Annotated in this window: 12 protein-coding genes and 2 riboswitches; of the genes, 11 read left to right on the top strand and 1 reads right to left on the bottom strand. The window is 37.6% G+C overall.

Going from position 1 to position 15,756, the window contains the following annotated elements; translation table 11 throughout:
- The first annotated feature begins 209 nt into the window (after positions 1-209).
- Both V7138_RS15920 and V7138_RS15915 read left to right on the top strand, forming a co-directional pair.
- Positions 210-809, top strand: a complete 600-nt coding sequence (locus tag V7138_RS15920) for a 50S ribosomal protein L25 (RefSeq protein WP_335399079.1) — start codon at positions 210-212, stop codon at positions 807-809.
- A 262-nt stretch (positions 810-1,071) separates the two neighbouring features.
- Complete coding sequence (locus V7138_RS15915; protein ID WP_335399078.1) at positions 1,072-1,851, top strand: serine/threonine-protein kinase; 780 nt, start codon at positions 1,072-1,074, stop codon at positions 1,849-1,851.
- 53 nt (positions 1,852-1,904) lie between these two features.
- On the opposite strand, the gene V7138_RS15910 is transcribed toward V7138_RS15915, so the two are convergent.
- A complete protein-coding gene (locus V7138_RS15910; protein ID WP_335399076.1) occupies positions 1,905-2,054 on the bottom strand; it encodes a hypothetical protein in 150 nt (49 codons plus the stop codon).
- A gap of 214 nt (positions 2,055-2,268) precedes the next feature.
- Between V7138_RS15910 and V7138_RS15905 the strand changes: the two genes are divergently transcribed.
- The 9 genes from V7138_RS15905 (at position 2,269) to V7138_RS15865 (ending at position 15,420) form a co-directional block, all read left to right on the top strand.
- Positions 2,269-2,652 (top strand): hypothetical protein, encoded by a 384-nt coding sequence (locus V7138_RS15905; protein ID WP_335399074.1) that lies wholly within the window; start codon positions 2,269-2,271, stop codon positions 2,650-2,652.
- Positions 2,653-3,918: 1,266 nt separating this feature from the next.
- Positions 3,919-4,929 carry an ABC transporter substrate-binding protein gene (locus V7138_RS15900; RefSeq protein WP_335399072.1) on the top strand — a complete coding sequence of 337 codons (1,011 nt, stop codon included), beginning with the start codon at positions 3,919-3,921 and terminating at the stop codon, positions 4,927-4,929.
- A gap of 99 nt (positions 4,930-5,028) precedes the next feature.
- A complete protein-coding gene (locus tag V7138_RS15895; RefSeq protein ID WP_335399151.1) occupies positions 5,029-5,889 on the top strand; it encodes an ABC transporter permease in 861 nt (286 codons plus the stop codon).
- Complete coding sequence (locus tag V7138_RS15890; RefSeq protein ID WP_335399070.1) at positions 5,889-7,061, top strand: quaternary amine ABC transporter ATP-binding protein; 1,173 nt, start codon at positions 5,889-5,891, stop codon at positions 7,059-7,061. Before V7138_RS15895 ends, V7138_RS15890 begins: the two co-directional genes overlap by 1 nt.
- Positions 7,062-7,635: 574 nt before the next feature.
- On the top strand, positions 7,636-8,598 hold the full coding sequence (locus tag V7138_RS15885; protein ID WP_335399068.1) for an AAA family ATPase: 963 nt from the start codon (positions 7,636-7,638) through the stop codon (positions 8,596-8,598).
- Complete coding sequence (locus tag V7138_RS15880) at positions 8,598-9,815, top strand: DUF58 domain-containing protein (protein ID WP_335399149.1); 1,218 nt, start codon at positions 8,598-8,600, stop codon at positions 9,813-9,815. Before V7138_RS15885 ends, V7138_RS15880 begins: the two co-directional genes overlap by 1 nt.
- Positions 9,812-11,989, top strand: coding sequence for a transglutaminaseTgpA domain-containing protein (locus V7138_RS15875; protein WP_335399066.1), 2,178 nt, complete (start codon positions 9,812-9,814; stop codon positions 11,987-11,989). The genes V7138_RS15880 and V7138_RS15875 overlap by 4 nt, the downstream gene beginning before the upstream one ends.
- 33 nt (positions 11,990-12,022) lie before the next feature.
- Positions 12,023-12,124: riboswitch (purine riboswitch) on the top strand.
- A gap of 97 nt (positions 12,125-12,221) precedes the next feature.
- The gene (gene guaA / locus V7138_RS15870; protein ID WP_335399064.1) at positions 12,222-13,760 is read left to right on the top strand and encodes a glutamine-hydrolyzing GMP synthase; all 1,539 of its coding nucleotides are present in this window, start codon (positions 12,222-12,224) and stop codon (positions 13,758-13,760) included.
- Positions 13,761-13,846: 86 nt separating this feature from the next.
- Positions 13,847-13,949: riboswitch (purine riboswitch) on the top strand.
- Positions 13,950-14,097: 148 nt separating this feature from the next.
- Positions 14,098-15,420 (top strand): NCS2 family permease, encoded by a 1,323-nt coding sequence (locus tag V7138_RS15865; protein WP_335399062.1) that lies wholly within the window; start codon positions 14,098-14,100, stop codon positions 15,418-15,420.
- Positions 15,421-15,756: the final 336 nt, after the last annotated feature.

Raw genomic sequence — 15,756 nt, 5'->3', positions numbered from 1 at the left:
GAGAGGTCTTTTTTTGTTGAGTTAAGTAGAAGTACCCCCTCGTCCATGGAATAGATAAGGAAAGTCGTTTCATGACCCAATAAGCCAATTACATGAAATAAACTCAAGGATTCGATATACTAGAAGTATAACTAATTCTAATATTTCTTAGAATATAGTTTCTACAAAAACTAATGACTAAGAAGTAAATTCAGAAAGGTGGAAATAATATGAGTACGCTAGTAGCGGAAGAAAGAAAAACGTTCAAAAAATCTACTTTAAAAAAATGGAGAAAAGATGGGAAAATCCCTGCTGTTGTTTATGGAAGTAATGTTCAAACAGAATCTATTTTGATCAACAATGCTGATTTAAGAAAAGTACTTAAGGAAGTTGGTAGAAATGGTATTTTCCCATTAGATCTTGATGGAAAATCAACAAATGTTATTTTAAGAGATTACCAACATAACCCTGTAACGAAAGAGGTTCTTCATGTAGATCTTCTTCAAGTCAATAAGGATACCGAAATCGATACTAAAGTGAATGTAATTCTAAAGGGAACATCTATTGGTGAGAAGGCTGGAGGAGTTGCGAAACAATTTATTTATGAATTGGATCTAACAGCAAAAGCGAGTGATATTCCTGATTTTATTGAAATTGACATCACTGAGTTTGAAATCGGTCATACTGTTAGAGTTGAAGAAATTAAAAAGGAATACAGTAACTGTACGATTAAACATGAGGATGATGAAACAATCGTAATGATTGACTATGTAAAAGCTCAAACTGAAGAAGATGAAGAAGTCAGTGAAGCTGAAGTTTCAGGAGTCTAATCCTAGAAATCTAACCTGGTAAGTTGAAAATAGGACATTTAAGACAGACCTAAAACTTCGGCACATGGCATTCAGACTTTTAAAATGCATAAGTTTTTTTGCCGTTTATTAGTGTAAACAAAACGAATAATGATAGCAATACTTTTATAAAAAATATTTTTAAATAGTCTATAGGGGAAGCATCTATTTGTTCTTCTATAGACTTTTTTGCGATGAATCCCATTCTAGAAAATGGTAAACCTAAACCAAAAAGGAGTATATCATGCTACGTCCCTTTCGAAAGATACATCAGTTTTTAGTTGATAAACCGATTAAAGAAGCAGAAATGCTAAATCAGCGGTACCGGGTTTTAGATATGATTGGGACTGGAAGTTATGGCATTGTCTATGTTTGTCGTGATTTACAAACGAAGGAAGCTATCGTCATAAAACAACTGCGACCAAGTAAGCGTAGAAATCAGAATGAAATTAAGCTGTTTCATGATGAAGTGTCAATCATGAGGAATCTGAAACATCATCAAATGCCGATGTTCTATGAAGCCTTTTCGGAAAGAGGTCATTATTTTTATGCAATGAGCTATATTGATGGGGTAAACCTAGAGGACGAAATTTTTCTAAATAAGAAGACATTTAATGAGAAAGAGTCATTATTATTTCTTGCTAAGTTAATTCAATTAGTTGATTACCTTCATAAAAGAGACATTTACCATCTTGATTTACGGATACCAAACATTTTATTAAAACAAAATAAGCCATATTTAATCGATTTTGGTTTGGCAAAACAAGTGCAGCTTATAAAGAATTCTGAGGAATTAAAACTTCAGGATTATTATGACTTAGGAGATATTCTTTTATATTTGCTTTATACAACATATCCTTCGAAAGCGAAAAAAGCCCTTCCGTGGACAGAAGAACTTTCGTTAAAACCGAAGACAGTTTCTCTATTAAAAAAGCTGCTAAGGATAGATAAACCATATTCGACGATCAATCAAATTTTGAACGACCTTTATGCAGCAGTTAAAGCTTTCGGAATTAGTGATTAACTCGTTTTAGCTGCTACTTCCCCAGCTCCTGCGTTTATAGCGTTTACTGCCACTCATTGGGTTATATTTATGTCCTCGGCTGCTGCTTCCTCCAAAGTAACGATGCCTTCTTTTACTACTACTTCCCCCGTAATAACGATGTCTTTTGTGGCTGCTGCTTCCTCCGAAGGAACGGTGCCTCCTACTGCTGCTCCCTCGCGCAATGTTTCTTAGTTGTCTTTTGATTTTATCAAACACAGTTTCGCCTCTTTTCTAATGATGTAATTTTACTTTAGGCAATTTTAACATACATCCATATTTATAGGTGACATCTTGTTCGAGACCGCTTTTTCATAGGATGTGTTACAATTAGGATATATAATCAATTCTCTTGTGCTAAAGAATGATAATGAAAATGAGGCGAGGGGATAGGCGAAAATGGCCACTGTTTTTACATACTTTGTTACCCTTATTGCAATCGGGATTTCAGTGTTTATTACACTTTTCTTTAAGATTGAACTAGAGCGAATGTTTCGTGAAAAAACGAGTGTGATCGCTTTTCATATATGTAATGTACTTATTGTGTTATTGGTTTCGTTTGCATTTCATGCGGTATTTACCATTTATATATTTGAAAAAGAATTAAACCTATTGCTCCAAATGCTGATTAACTTAGTCATCATCCTACCAATCTATATGGTTGGGAATAACTTAATTGAAAAAAACAAATTCAAGTTTCGTAAATATAGACCGGCAGATGACGGAAAAGTGCTGGTGATTAATGAAAAGTATTTACAGAAGAAAAAAAGGCAAATTAAATAGGAGGAAAACAAAACCAGATGCTAATATTAACGGGTTCTGTTTCCTGTCACAAAAACTAAAAATGCATATGAAAAAGACCATCGATTTGTAATAGAATTTGATGGTCTTTCCTTTGTTGATATAATGCGGAAAAATTATAAAAATAGGCGTTAAACTGTAGTCCAATTTGCATATCACAATGTAAGGTTACAGAGATTTCTGTTGCTGTGCAAATTGGACTGCAAAATGCGGTGTTTTTTATTTAGAATCCACGTTATTCTTCGGCCTTGGCTATTGCTGATTTTCGCGTAGCTATGAGAAAACATAAGCGGAGAATTTCCGGCTAATGTACAAAAGGAGGCTCAAAAAGCAGAAATAAGCGGAAATTTTCCGGTTAACTCCTCTAAATAAGACATAATCAAGAGATTTGTATCATATAAGCGGAAAAAATCCCCTTTTTTTTAAGGAAATATGGATATTTCTCAATTTAAGCGGAATTTTTACTTTTATTTTTTATACACGGTGAAATCAACATTCAGTTATAATCGGGCCTGGCCTTGGCCCTAAAATACTTTTAACGACAATTTGTAATGTCCTTATATACAACAAAAAGCCCTGTATTTTGCAGAACAAAAGGTATAGCGAACATAGGGATATTTTTAAATGCATTTTCATAAAATGTGACAGGTATCCGAACCCGTTATGCTAATATCTGGTTTTGTTCTTTTATCAGCAATGCTCAGGTGTTGATTAGACACTATTTGTAGGTAATAAGGATTAAGTAATACTACATATAGTGTATCTTGTTAAAAAAACTGAAAATTACACCAAATTCGGAGGATATGAGAGGATATGGGAGTATCTTGGAAGGATAAAACACTTTTCACCTCTGAGGTTTTGAAATCATGAAATATGCTAGTTTATCCCGGGATATGCTGGATTATCAAGTTTGTCCTCATTTTATTATTCCTCTATACTTTTATTGTAACCCTGAAGTTCACCACTGTTAAACGAACAATTTTTATATTTCCTCCAAGATCAATAGTTCCAAAGAAGTATCCTCAAATATTTGAAAAATGTAGCCTATACCGTCATCTGCATTTTTCGTCTGACTGATTAATTGTCACCTTTCTATTAAACTAATCAATATTGTGCAATTGTTGGAGAAGTTAGGCAGAAATATCTTGGTACCAAAAAATGAATGACTATTCATTTTTAAGGGTTATTTGTTATTGATTGAAGTAAATTAAACGGTTTACTACTAAATAAAAAGGGGAGAAATCATTTATGAAACAAAAGTTATTTACATTATTAGCTGTTTTGCTACTGGCCTTAGTTGGATGTAGTAGTGAAGGGTCTTCAGGTGATGGAGAACCAAAAAAACTAGATAAAATTGTACTTGCAGATGCTGGGTGGGATAGTATTCGTGTTCATAACACCATCGCTCAAAAAATTATTGAAGAAGGATACGGCTATAAAACAGATGTAACAGCGGGATCAACTGCGGCGACGCTTGAAGGCTTGCGACAAGGTGACATCAATGTGTATATGGAAGTTTGGACTGACAATGTAAAAGAGCTTTATAAAGAAATGACAGATGCTGGAGATATTGAAACTGTATCTACAAACTTTGATGATAATAGCCAAGGGTTTTATGTTCCAACTTATGTGATTGAAGGGGACGAAGAAAGAGGAATTGAGCCGTTAGCGCCAGACTTAAAAACGGTTGAGGACTTGAAAAAATACCCTGAAGTATTCCCTGACCCAGAGGATTCAAGTAAAGGTCTAATCGTAGGTGCTCCTACAGGATGGGCTGTTGGGGAAACAATGGCAGCTAAAGTTGACACATATGGGTTAGGAGATACGTTTAATTATATTAGCCCAGGATCAGATTCAAGTGCAGTTGCCACTCTCGTTGATGCATATGAAAAAGGTGAAGGTTGGGTCGGATATTACTGGTCACCAACATGGGTCACTGCAAAATATGATCTTACTCTTTTAGAAGAACCAGAATATAACGAAGAACAATGGAACAAAGACTTTGGTACGGCATTTCCACCCAATGATGTTGTTGTAGCTGTTCACAAGGACATGCCTGAACAAGCACCAGAGGTTGTGGAATTTCTAAAAAAATATCAAACGAGTAACGACTTAACAGAAGAAGCTCTTAAATATATGAATGAAAATGATGCTTCGGCCGAAGAGGCTGCCGAGTGGTGGATGAAGCAGCATGAAGATGTCTGGACTTCTTGGGTCTCAGAAGACATTGCTGAAAAAGTTAAGAGTTCATTAGAGTAGAAGACTTGTAGTAGTTGGCGACCTGCCAACTACTGCATTTTTAAACAAAGTTTGTCGTAAATAAAAGTGAGGTGAATGGTTACATCATGTAACCTGCTTATGGGTAGTTTTCCGGATATTCGTTGGGAATTTATCGGTGAATATGTAGAAAAATTTATTAAATGGATTGATACAACTTTCGAAGGGTTTTTTGATTTCATACATCTAATCTCCTCTCAAACAATCAATGGAATAAGCGGTTTTCTTAATTTCATTCCATGGTGGCTCTTCTTAATTATTATTTTCCTTTTAGGATGGCGTTTTAAATCTGTTCTTTCGGGTGTGTTATATGCATTCTTTATTTTCTTAATTGGAACGTTTGGCTTATGGGATGTATTGATGATTACAATTGCCATAGTCTTGACATCCGTGCTTATCTCTCTCATTATCGGGATTCCACTCGGTGTGTGGATGGCATTCAGTAAAGGATTTTCTGTAATGATGAGGCCGGTTCTAGATGCGATGCAGACCATGCCAAGTTTTGTTTATTTAATCCCTGCGATTTTCTTCTTCAGTCTAGGGAATGTTTCAGCAGTATTTGCAACGTTAATATATGCGTTGCCACCTGTTATCAGATTGACTGAACTAGCAATTCGGAATGTGGATAAAGATGTGATTGAATCTGCTCAATCATTCGGTTCATCAAGATGGCAGATGCTAACAAAGGTTCAATTGCCGCAGGCGCTTCCAACGATTATGGCGGGGGTAAACCAAACCACAATGATGGCACTTGCGATGGTTGTTATTGCGTCAATGGTTGGGGCAAAGGGACTTGGAGAACAGGTTCTGATTGCGATTAACCGAATCGATATGGCACTCGGATTTGAAGCGGGTATTAGTATTGTCTTTCTAGCTATCATTATTGACCGTGTGACAACAGGAGTAGCAAGCTCTTTCCAGAAGCACAGGGGGTCTGAATAATGGAAACGAAAATTAAAATAGAGAACGTCTCAAAAATATTTGGTCCAAAACCGAAATCGATCATTCCAATGGTCCAAAAGGGAATGAGCAAAAAAGAAATTTTAGAAAAGACGAACCACACCGTTGGGGTGTACAAAGCATCAATGGAAATTAAAAAAGGGGAAATCTTTGTCATTATGGGACTTTCCGGCAGTGGTAAGTCAACCCTAATACGGTGCTTCAACCTTTTAAATAAACCAACGTCTGGAGCTATCTATGTGGATGGAGAAGATGTTGTTCGCTATAACTCTTCCCAACTGAAGAAATTCAGACAGGATAAAATTGCAATGGTGTTTCAGCATTTTGGTCTGTTCAGTCACAGAACGGTTTTAGCGAATGTAGAATATGGACTTGAGATTAAAAATGTTTCAAAGGAAGAACGTAGAGAAATTGCGATAAAAAATATTGAAAGTGTTGGGTTAAAAGGATACGAGGATAAATATCCGGGAGAGCTCTCTGGAGGAATGCAGCAACGTGTAGGACTTGCTCGAGCACTTGCAAATGACCCAGATATTCTCCTTATGGATGAACCATTTAGTGCACTTGACCCTCTCATTCGTAGAGAAATGCAACTTGAGCTCTTGGAGCTACAAGACAAGCTTCAAAAGACGATTATTTTTATCACACATGATATTAATGAAGCTTTTAAACTAGGAGATCGTGTTGCTGTGATGAAGGATGGAGTTGTCGAACAAATTGGGACACCAGAGGAAATCATTGAGACGCCTGCGAATGATTATATTTCCGAGTTCATCAAGGATATTGACCGTTCAAAAATTCTGCAGGCAGAGCACGTGATGATTCAATCGAATGCTTTAGTATCTCTAAAGGATAATTTACAAATAGCAGTAAAAGAAATGCAGAAGAATGGGATTTCAAGTGTATTCGTCGTTAACAAGCACAGACGCTTAGAGGGAATCGTAACTATTGACGACTGTATAGCTGGAATTAAAGAGAAGAAAAGATTGTCTGATGTAATAAGGGACGATATCTTTACAGTTTCAAAGGATGAATACATTCAGGATATTATTCCAAAGGCCTTGGAAACAAAGTTCCCATTAGCTGTGGTGGACGAAGACCAACGTCTAGCAGGAATCATCCTCCGTGTTCATGTCCTTTCTAGTCTCGTTTAATAGAATACCAACCTATGGCTCAGATTTTAAGGATCTGAGTCTTTTTTTATTAGGCTCTTTTCTAAAAGATTGTTGTTATTAATTTAAAGTTTATTGGTGGAAATAGGGTGATTTCCGCTTCTGGCACTCGCTTTCCGCGGGCGATCCGCAAGCCTCCTCAGGCCTACACGATGTAGGTCACGAAGCCGTTGCCACAGGACGTGGCGCTCTTAGGCTTCGAACATTAATTCTCACTGCGGGGTCTCGCTTGGCTCGCTATTCCCGCAGGACATTGAATTGGCTTCTTTGAAACTACACCGCACGAAGAAAATGCGTGCATTTTCAAGGATCTCGTGCCATACGCTCCAATCACTAGAGGGAACACCCAAAGTGTCTAATAATACTTATTAATAGCTATATCAAAAACAACAAAATTCACAAAAACAGCTTTTTCTAATGACAATATTAAGAACGGGCCAAATGGCTGTTGTTTGCGGATTATGGAATCGTTTTTAATCGCTTTTATAATTAGAGGGTGGATAGTATAATAGTTACATATATTGTAAGACGATACGAGGTTTTAGGGGGACAGAAAATGGCGCAGCTTGATATGTTACATCCAGTTTTAGGAAGAGTGATAGAAAACATTGAAAAAGTCATGATCGGAAAAAGAGATGTGGCCACACTAAGTTTGGTTGCGTTATTAGCGGAAGGGCATGTTTTACTTGAGGATGTACCAGGAGTAGGTAAGACAATGATGGTGCGTTCCCTTGCGAAATCAGTGAGTGCGGATTTTAAACGCATTCAGTTTACGCCAGACCTTTTGCCGTCTGATGTAACGGGTACGTCTATTTATAATCCAAAAGAACTTCAATTCGAGTTCAGACCCGGGCCAATTATTGGTCATATTGTACTTGCAGATGAAATTAACCGGACATCTCCGAAGACGCAATCAGCCTTGCTTGAAGGAATGGAGGAAAGTAGCCTCACGGTTGATGGAGTAACTCGTCCATTACCGAAGCCATTCTTTGTTATGGCAACTCAAAACCCAATTGAATATGAAGGAACATACCCACTCCCAGAAGCACAGCTCGATCGATTCCTGCTAAAAATGAAAATGGGATATCCCACTGTAAAAGAAGAAATTGAGGTTTTAGATAGGGCAGAGCAGTCTAAGCCAATTGAACAACTAGAAGCAGTCATTACCCTCGAAGAGCTGGTGACCCTTCAAAACGAGGCGAAAGCGGTCTATGTGGATCAAACCATTAAAGAATATATCGTAGACTTAGTAAGTCGAACTAGGGAGCATAGTTCTATTTATTTAGGCGCGAGTCCGCGTGGCTCAATCGCCTTAATGAAGGCGGCTCAAGCCTATGCCTTGATTCACGGCAGAGATTTTGTGATTCCAGACGATATTCAATACCTTGCACCATTTGTCCTTCCGCATCGACTCATTTTAAAATCGGAAGCGAGATTTGAAGGAATGACAACCGAGAAGGTAGTGGCAAAAATCATTGAAAGAACACCTATTCCCGTGCAAAGGTCGTTGAATCGTTGATGAGGAGGCTATTTCGAAAGTTAAAGGAAACGGGAAAGCTCGTCAATATCTTTCTTCTCATTGTAGCAACATTTGTTTATGCGATGTTTCAAGGTGGATTTGTAAGCTGGTTTTTATTTTATAGTTTCATTCCGTTTGGTTTATATTCTTTCGCTCTATCCATCTACCCTCTTAAAGATTTTATCTTGGTACGTCACATCAACCAAACAGAGTATATGGCAGGAGAAAAATTTGAAGCGACCATTGTTATTAGAAGAAAGTTCCCTTTTCCATTAATGTACCTAATTGTTGAGGAACTTCTACCATCCCAATTTAAAAAATATGAGCAAGCAAAACAATCTAAGGTCATTCTATTCCCATGGTTCAAACGGGAACTAACCTATAAATACGAATTCGATTCAATCCCAAGGGGAGAGCATGTGTTAGAGGGGATTCGCATTAAGACGGGAGATTTGTTCGGACTCATTGAAAAAGAAACCATTGCACCGGTTCGTAATCAGTTTCTAGTATATCCACAGTACGTAGATATGGTGTATCGACAGCTCGAAAGCCGGTTTGAACAAGGGATGACCTCTTCAAATGTGAGATTGCAGCGGGATACAGCGATTGCAATTGGTGTAAGAGATTATGCACCAGGTGATCGATTTTCATGGATTGATTGGAAGGCATCTGCTAGACGAAATAATATAATGACGAAGGAATTTGAACAACAGCAAAGTCATGATGTCGTTATTTTCATGGACCGAACGAAGTCCTCTCATTTTGAACAAGCTGTTACCTTTACTGCCTCCCTTACAAAAGCAATTTTGAGAAAAGGTGCCCAGGTTTCATTTGTTTCAATTGGGGAGGATCAAGTGATTTTTCCTTTAAAAGAGGGTGAATCCCAGCAACAAGTAATCTATCATCACCTGGCAAAAGTAAAAGACAATAGTTCCATTCCCTTTTCACAAATTGTCGAGTCAGAGCTTAAAAAAATCTATCAGCCCGTCACATTTATGTTAGTTACAAGTGAGTTAAGCGAGGATACGGTTCAATTAGTCGGCAGATTTTCAATGCGGAATGCAGACCTACAAATTTTTGTGATAAAGGAAAAAGGAACTCAGCTTACCAATGGGGAAATCGGGGTCCTTGGAGCCGTTCGAAAGCACAATGTATTTGCAAAAGTCGTCTATGAAGGGCATTTTGCAGATACTTTTTCTGGGGTGAACAAATCATGAAGCGTAAAACTTCAGCACAACGTGATATTCGCAACCTATTATTGAATATCTTTGGCTTTCTGTTGCTTTGGGAATGGCTACGACCACTTAAAGCTGTAACAGATACGCAGGAGACATCTGAGTTTGTTATTTTTGTTGGTGTATGCTTTCTATTGCTATTCCTGAGAGTGCCGTTTTGGCTCGGTGCACTAATGAAGGTCTTCCTGATGTTCTATATGATCCATTCGCTCTATTTTAAGGAGGATTTTTTAGATGGCGCGTGGTTAAGTAAATTTGCTGCTGATTTCATGAAAAATATCGGAATCATGTTCCAAGCGAATTGGATGGGAATGACACCGATATTCCGGACACTTCTCTTTTACATTTTGCTATGGTTAATGAGCTATTTACTTCATTATTGGTTCACTCATCAAAAAAGAATCCTATTATTTTTCGTGTTGACCATCATTTATATCACGGTGATTGATACATTCAGCCCGTATAATGCCCAGGCAGCGATTATTCGAACGGTGTTAATCGGATTTACCATGCTTGGAATCTTGCAATTTGAGCGATTAAAGGATAAGGAGCTTTCAAAGCATGTAAATATCGGTAAAAGATGGGCCATTCCTTTAGCTGTATTTATTCTTTTTTCTACACTTATTGGCTATGTGTCACCAAAGGCGGCGCCTCAATGGCCAGATCCAGTTCCATTTTTAAAGGGGTATGGGCAGGAAAACGTAAATGGCTCTATAAATGGAATTAAGAAAATTGGCTATGGTACGAATGACCAAAACCTAGGTGGCCCCTTTATCGCCGATGATACCGTGGTCTTTACAGCAAAGACCGAAAAGCGCCATTATTGGCGGGTTGAATCCAAGGATACGTATACCGGGAAGGGATGGAAATTATCAGACACAGCGGAAAAACAGATTTTTTACAGTGAAAACACAGTGTTGGATTGGTATGAAGAAAAAACAGAGGTAGAGGAATTCGAAACCGAAATTCAAATGGATCTTAAATATTCGCATATCGTATATCCACTAGGATTGACCTATGCAGAGGTAGATCCTGATATCCATTTTAGCGTTAATCCGTTGTCTGAAAAAATCTCTTCCTACAGAGGCGATGATGATGTTAAATTGGATGGCTATTCTCTTCATTATGAGTACCCGAAATACTATATTAATCACTTAACTGAGATTACAGAGCCAGGGAGTATGGAGCTGAATGAGGAATTCAGAAAAAAGTACACTCAGTTACCTATTGATCTGCCTGATCGTGTAAAAGAACTTGCATTCGACATCACTGGTTCACAAACAAATCGGTACGAAAAAGTAAAGGCGGTCGAAAATTACTTCCAGGCAAACGGATTTGCTTATGATACGCAAAATGTAGCTGTACCAGAAGGCAACCAGGACTATGTCGATCAATTCTTGTTTGATACAAAAGTAGGTTATTGTGATAATTTTTCAACTTCAATGGTTGTTTTATTACGTGCAGCTGATATTCCCGCCAGATGGGTAAAAGGCTATACAGAAGGAGAGCGAATTGAAACAAATACCTATGAAATCACGAACAATAACGCGCATTCCTGGGTTGAGGTTTACTTTCCGGAGTTTGGCTGGGTACCCTTTGAGCCAACCAAGGGATTTAGTAACTCTAATTTATTTTCCTATGATTTAACAACGAATGGAGATCAAAATAGTCAAACACCACAAACAACACCAGAGGAAATGCCTAAAGAAGAAGAAGTGGAGGAAACAATAGCAACACCCATTTCGGAAGACAAAGACAGCAGCCTTTTTGAAAAACTGGCGGATGCTTTTTCATGGAAATATGCACTTATTTTCATTTTGAGTATCGTCTTAATCACCTATGTTCTATTTAAGACGAGAAAGAAATGGATGCCATATCTTTATATTTTGTTATACAAAAACGCTAAAGATGAAGAGGCATATTTTAAAGCCTATCATGCATTGTTAAAACAATTGGAACGTGTAGGCTTCCCAAGAAAAGACGGGCAAACCTTGAGGGAATATTCGATCCAAGTAGATAAATATTACAAAGGGAATGAAATGGAGCAATTGACACGTAGTTATGAACGGGCTCTATACCGAAAAGACAATGCCCATTTAGAATGGGTTAAGTCCGTGGAATTATGGGAAAATTTAATTAAAAAGATATCATCTTGACCAATAGGTACCTGATTGATAGAATAAAAACACAATTTTAATAGAAGTATCCTTCGTATATCCTCGATAATATGGTTCGAAAGTTTCTACCAAACCACCGTAAATGGTTTGACTATGAAGGCAGCTATTCTATTTGTGTACGTGAAATAGAATCCTGCCTTTTTAGGCAGGATTCTATTTTTTTATGTATATTAACCAAAGGGTATATTACAAAATAAGACGAGGTGATTTTATGAATAACGTTCAAGAAATGATCGTTGTTTTAGATTTCGGTAGCCAATATAATCAATTAATTACGAGAAGAATCCGTGAGTTTGGTGTCTATAGTGAACTCCACCCACATACTTTGACAGTGGAAGAAATTAAGGCAATGCAACCAAAGGGAATCATCTTATCTGGTGGGCCTAATAGTGTCTATGATGAAAACTCTTTTAGATGTGATGAGAAAATTTTTGACCTAGGCATACCTGTATTAGGAATTTGCTATGGAATGCAGCTTATGACGCAGCACTTTGGTGGTCGTGTAGAAAAGGCGCATAACCGTGAGTACGGAAAAGCAACCATTAATGTTCAAAACGAATCAGCTCTTTTTTCAAACATCCCAAATGAACAAGTAGTTTGGATGAGCCATGGAGACCTTGTTGTTGAGACACCAGAAGGTTTTACTGTTGATGCAGTAAGCCCGTCTTGCCCGATTTCAGCAATGAGTAATAAGGCTCGTAGTTTGTATGGTGTTCAATTCCATCCTGAGGTACGTCACTCAGTTTATGGAAATGATCTTCTAAAAAACTTTGTATTCGGTATTTGCGGATGCTCTGAAAGCTGGTCCATGGAAAACTTTATTGAAATCGAAATGGAAAAAATCCGTCAAATGGTTGGGGATAAAAAAGTTCTCTGTGCGCTCAGCGGCGGTGTAGATTCTTCAGTTGTTGCTGTGTTAATCCATAAAGCCATTGGTGATCAACTAACATGTATGTTTGTTGACCACGGACTTCTTCGTAAGGGAGAAGCAGAGAGTGTGATGAAGACTTTTAGCGAAGGCTTCCATATGAATGTGATTAAAATCGATGCTAAGGAACGCTTCTTGTCCAAGTTAAAAGGCGTAAGTGATCCAGAACAAAAACGTAAGATTATCGGAAATGAGTTTATCTATGTGTTTGATGATGAGGCTGCAAAGCTAGAAGGCATTGATTATCTTGCACAAGGAACTCTTTATACAGATATTATTGAAAGTGGTACAGCAACTGCACAAACGATCAAATCACATCACAACGTAGGTGGATTGCCAGAAGATATGCAGTTTCAATTAATCGAGCCACTTAATACTTTATTTAAGGATGAGGTTCGTGCATTAGGGACAGAACTCGGTATTCCTGATGAGATTGTATGGCGTCAACCATTCCCAGGTCCTGGGCTTGGTATTCGTGTGTTAGGTGAAGTAACTGATGAAAAACTGGAGATTGTTCGTGAATCTGACTACATCCTCAGAGAAGAAATCAGAAAAGCGGGTCTTGAACGCGAAATTTGGCAGTACTTTACCGTCCTTCCAGATATCCGCAGTGTCGGAGTAATGGGAGATGCAAGAACATATGATTACACAATTGGAATCCGTGCCGTTACATCAATTGATGGGATGACATCTGACTGGGCTCGTATCCCTTGGGATGTTCTTGAACTCATTTCAACAAGAATTGTGAATGAAGTTAGTCATGTAAACAGAGTGGTGTATGACATTACAAGTAAACCACCAGCAACAATTGAATGGGAATAATATACGAACGATAAAAAATATAATTAAATTAATGTTCGTTTTTAGATTGACTCTCTAGGTACATTGTCATATAATAAAGTCGAAATAAAGATTTTGTTGAAATACGTCGTATAATCTTGGGGATATGGCCCAAAAGTTTCTACCAGGCTACCGTAAATTAGCTTGACTACGAGGTATAACAGATAATGAAGAGAGTCTTCTACTATGATTCTCCTTTTCTATCGTTAACCTTAACGTCAAGCGCTTCAGATCATTCTCTGGAGCGCTTTTGTGTGCTTGTTTTATATAAGACTCAGTTTTAATTACGACGATATAGATCAAAGGGAGAGGGAATCATATGAAAAAGTATTTTCAATTTGACGAGCTTGGAACTACTTATAGACGTGAAATTATAGGTGGAATTACGACATTCCTATCTATGGCTTATATTTTATTTGTAAATCCATCTATTTTATCATTAAGCGATGTACCAGATTTACCAGATGCATTAAGAATGGATGCAGACGCAGTGTTTGTAGCAACAGCTCTTGCAGCAGCACTTGGCACATTTATCATGGGTGTCGTTGCGAAATACCCTGTAGCCTTAGCTCCTGGTATGGGATTAAACGCCTTCTTTGCTTACTCAGTTGTACTAGGAATGGGAATTGCGTGGCAAACTGCTTTATCAGGTGTTTTAGTTTCAGGTATCGTATTAGTCATTCTAACTTTAACTCGTATTCGTGAAAAAATAATCGATGCCATCCCACAAAACTTAAAATTAGCCGTTGGTGCAGGGATTGGCTTATTTATTACATTTATCGGACTTAAAAATGCAGGCATTGTTATTGCAGATCCAGCTACTATGGTAGCGTTAGGTGATTTATCTAACGGAAACACATTATTAGCCGTTTTTGGTGTTGTTATTACAGTCATATTAATGGTTCGTAATATAAATGGTGCAGTTTTTATTGGTATGGTAGTCACAGCTATTATTGGGATGTTATTTAACTTAATTGATACACCTGATAAGATTGTAAGTTCTGTACCGAGTTTAGCACCAACATTCGGAGCAGCATTAACTCACTTCGGAGAAATTTTCACTCTAGATATGTTAGTTGTTATTCTTACATTTATGTTTGTAGACTTCTTTGATACAGCGGGAACTCTTGTAGGGGTTGCGAATCAAGCAGGAATCATGAAAAATAATAAGCTTCCACGAGCAGGAAGAGCATTAGTTTCTGATTCAAGCGGTACAGTAATTGGAGCAATCTTAGGAACTTCTTCTACTACTTCTTATGTTGAATCAACAGCAGGAGTTGCAGCAGGTGCAAGGTCAGGATTTGCTTCAGTAATTACAGCCGTGTTTTTCTTATTAGCCTTATTCTTCTCTCCTCTTTTAGGAGTAGTAACGCCAGCCGTTACTTCACCGGCATTAATCATTGTTGGTGTACTAATGGTTGCAACCTTAGGTGATATCGAGTGGAAAAAATTCGAAATTGCAGTTCCGGCATTCTTAACAATCTTGACGATGCCTTTAACAGCTAGTATTGCGACAGGTATTGCGATCGGCTTCATCTTTTACCCAATCACCATGATGGTAAAAGGAAGAGCAAAAGAAATACACCCAATCATGTATGCTTTATTTATCATCTTTGTGTTGTACTTTATCTTCTTAGTATAAAAACGAGGATTCCAGATTCGCAATCTGGGATCCTTTTTTATTTAGGTCGAACTTTGTAATTGTCGTGGAATAGGATAGGGTGACGAAAATGGTCGAAAATTCCAGAATAATTTATGTTGACGGTGGATTACAAACTTGGTATATTAATTAGGTCGCTGTTACGGCTCCTTTTAAAAAATGAATCACAGATTAAAGGGTGTTGACATAGACTTTTAAAGATGATATATTATAAAAGTCACTGATGAACAGCGGATAAAAAAGTTCTTTGAAAACTGAACACAATACAAGCGTCAACGTTTTAATTCTAAGTAATAAACTTATTGAGCAATCAATACT

Origin of the sequence: Bacillus sp. JJ1533 (genome assembly GCF_036965045.1) — a bacterium.
In the GTDB taxonomy this organism is placed as follows: Bacteria; Bacillota; Bacilli; order Bacillales; family Bacillaceae_L; genus Ferdinandcohnia.
This window is presented reverse-complemented; position numbering and strand designations above follow the sequence as displayed.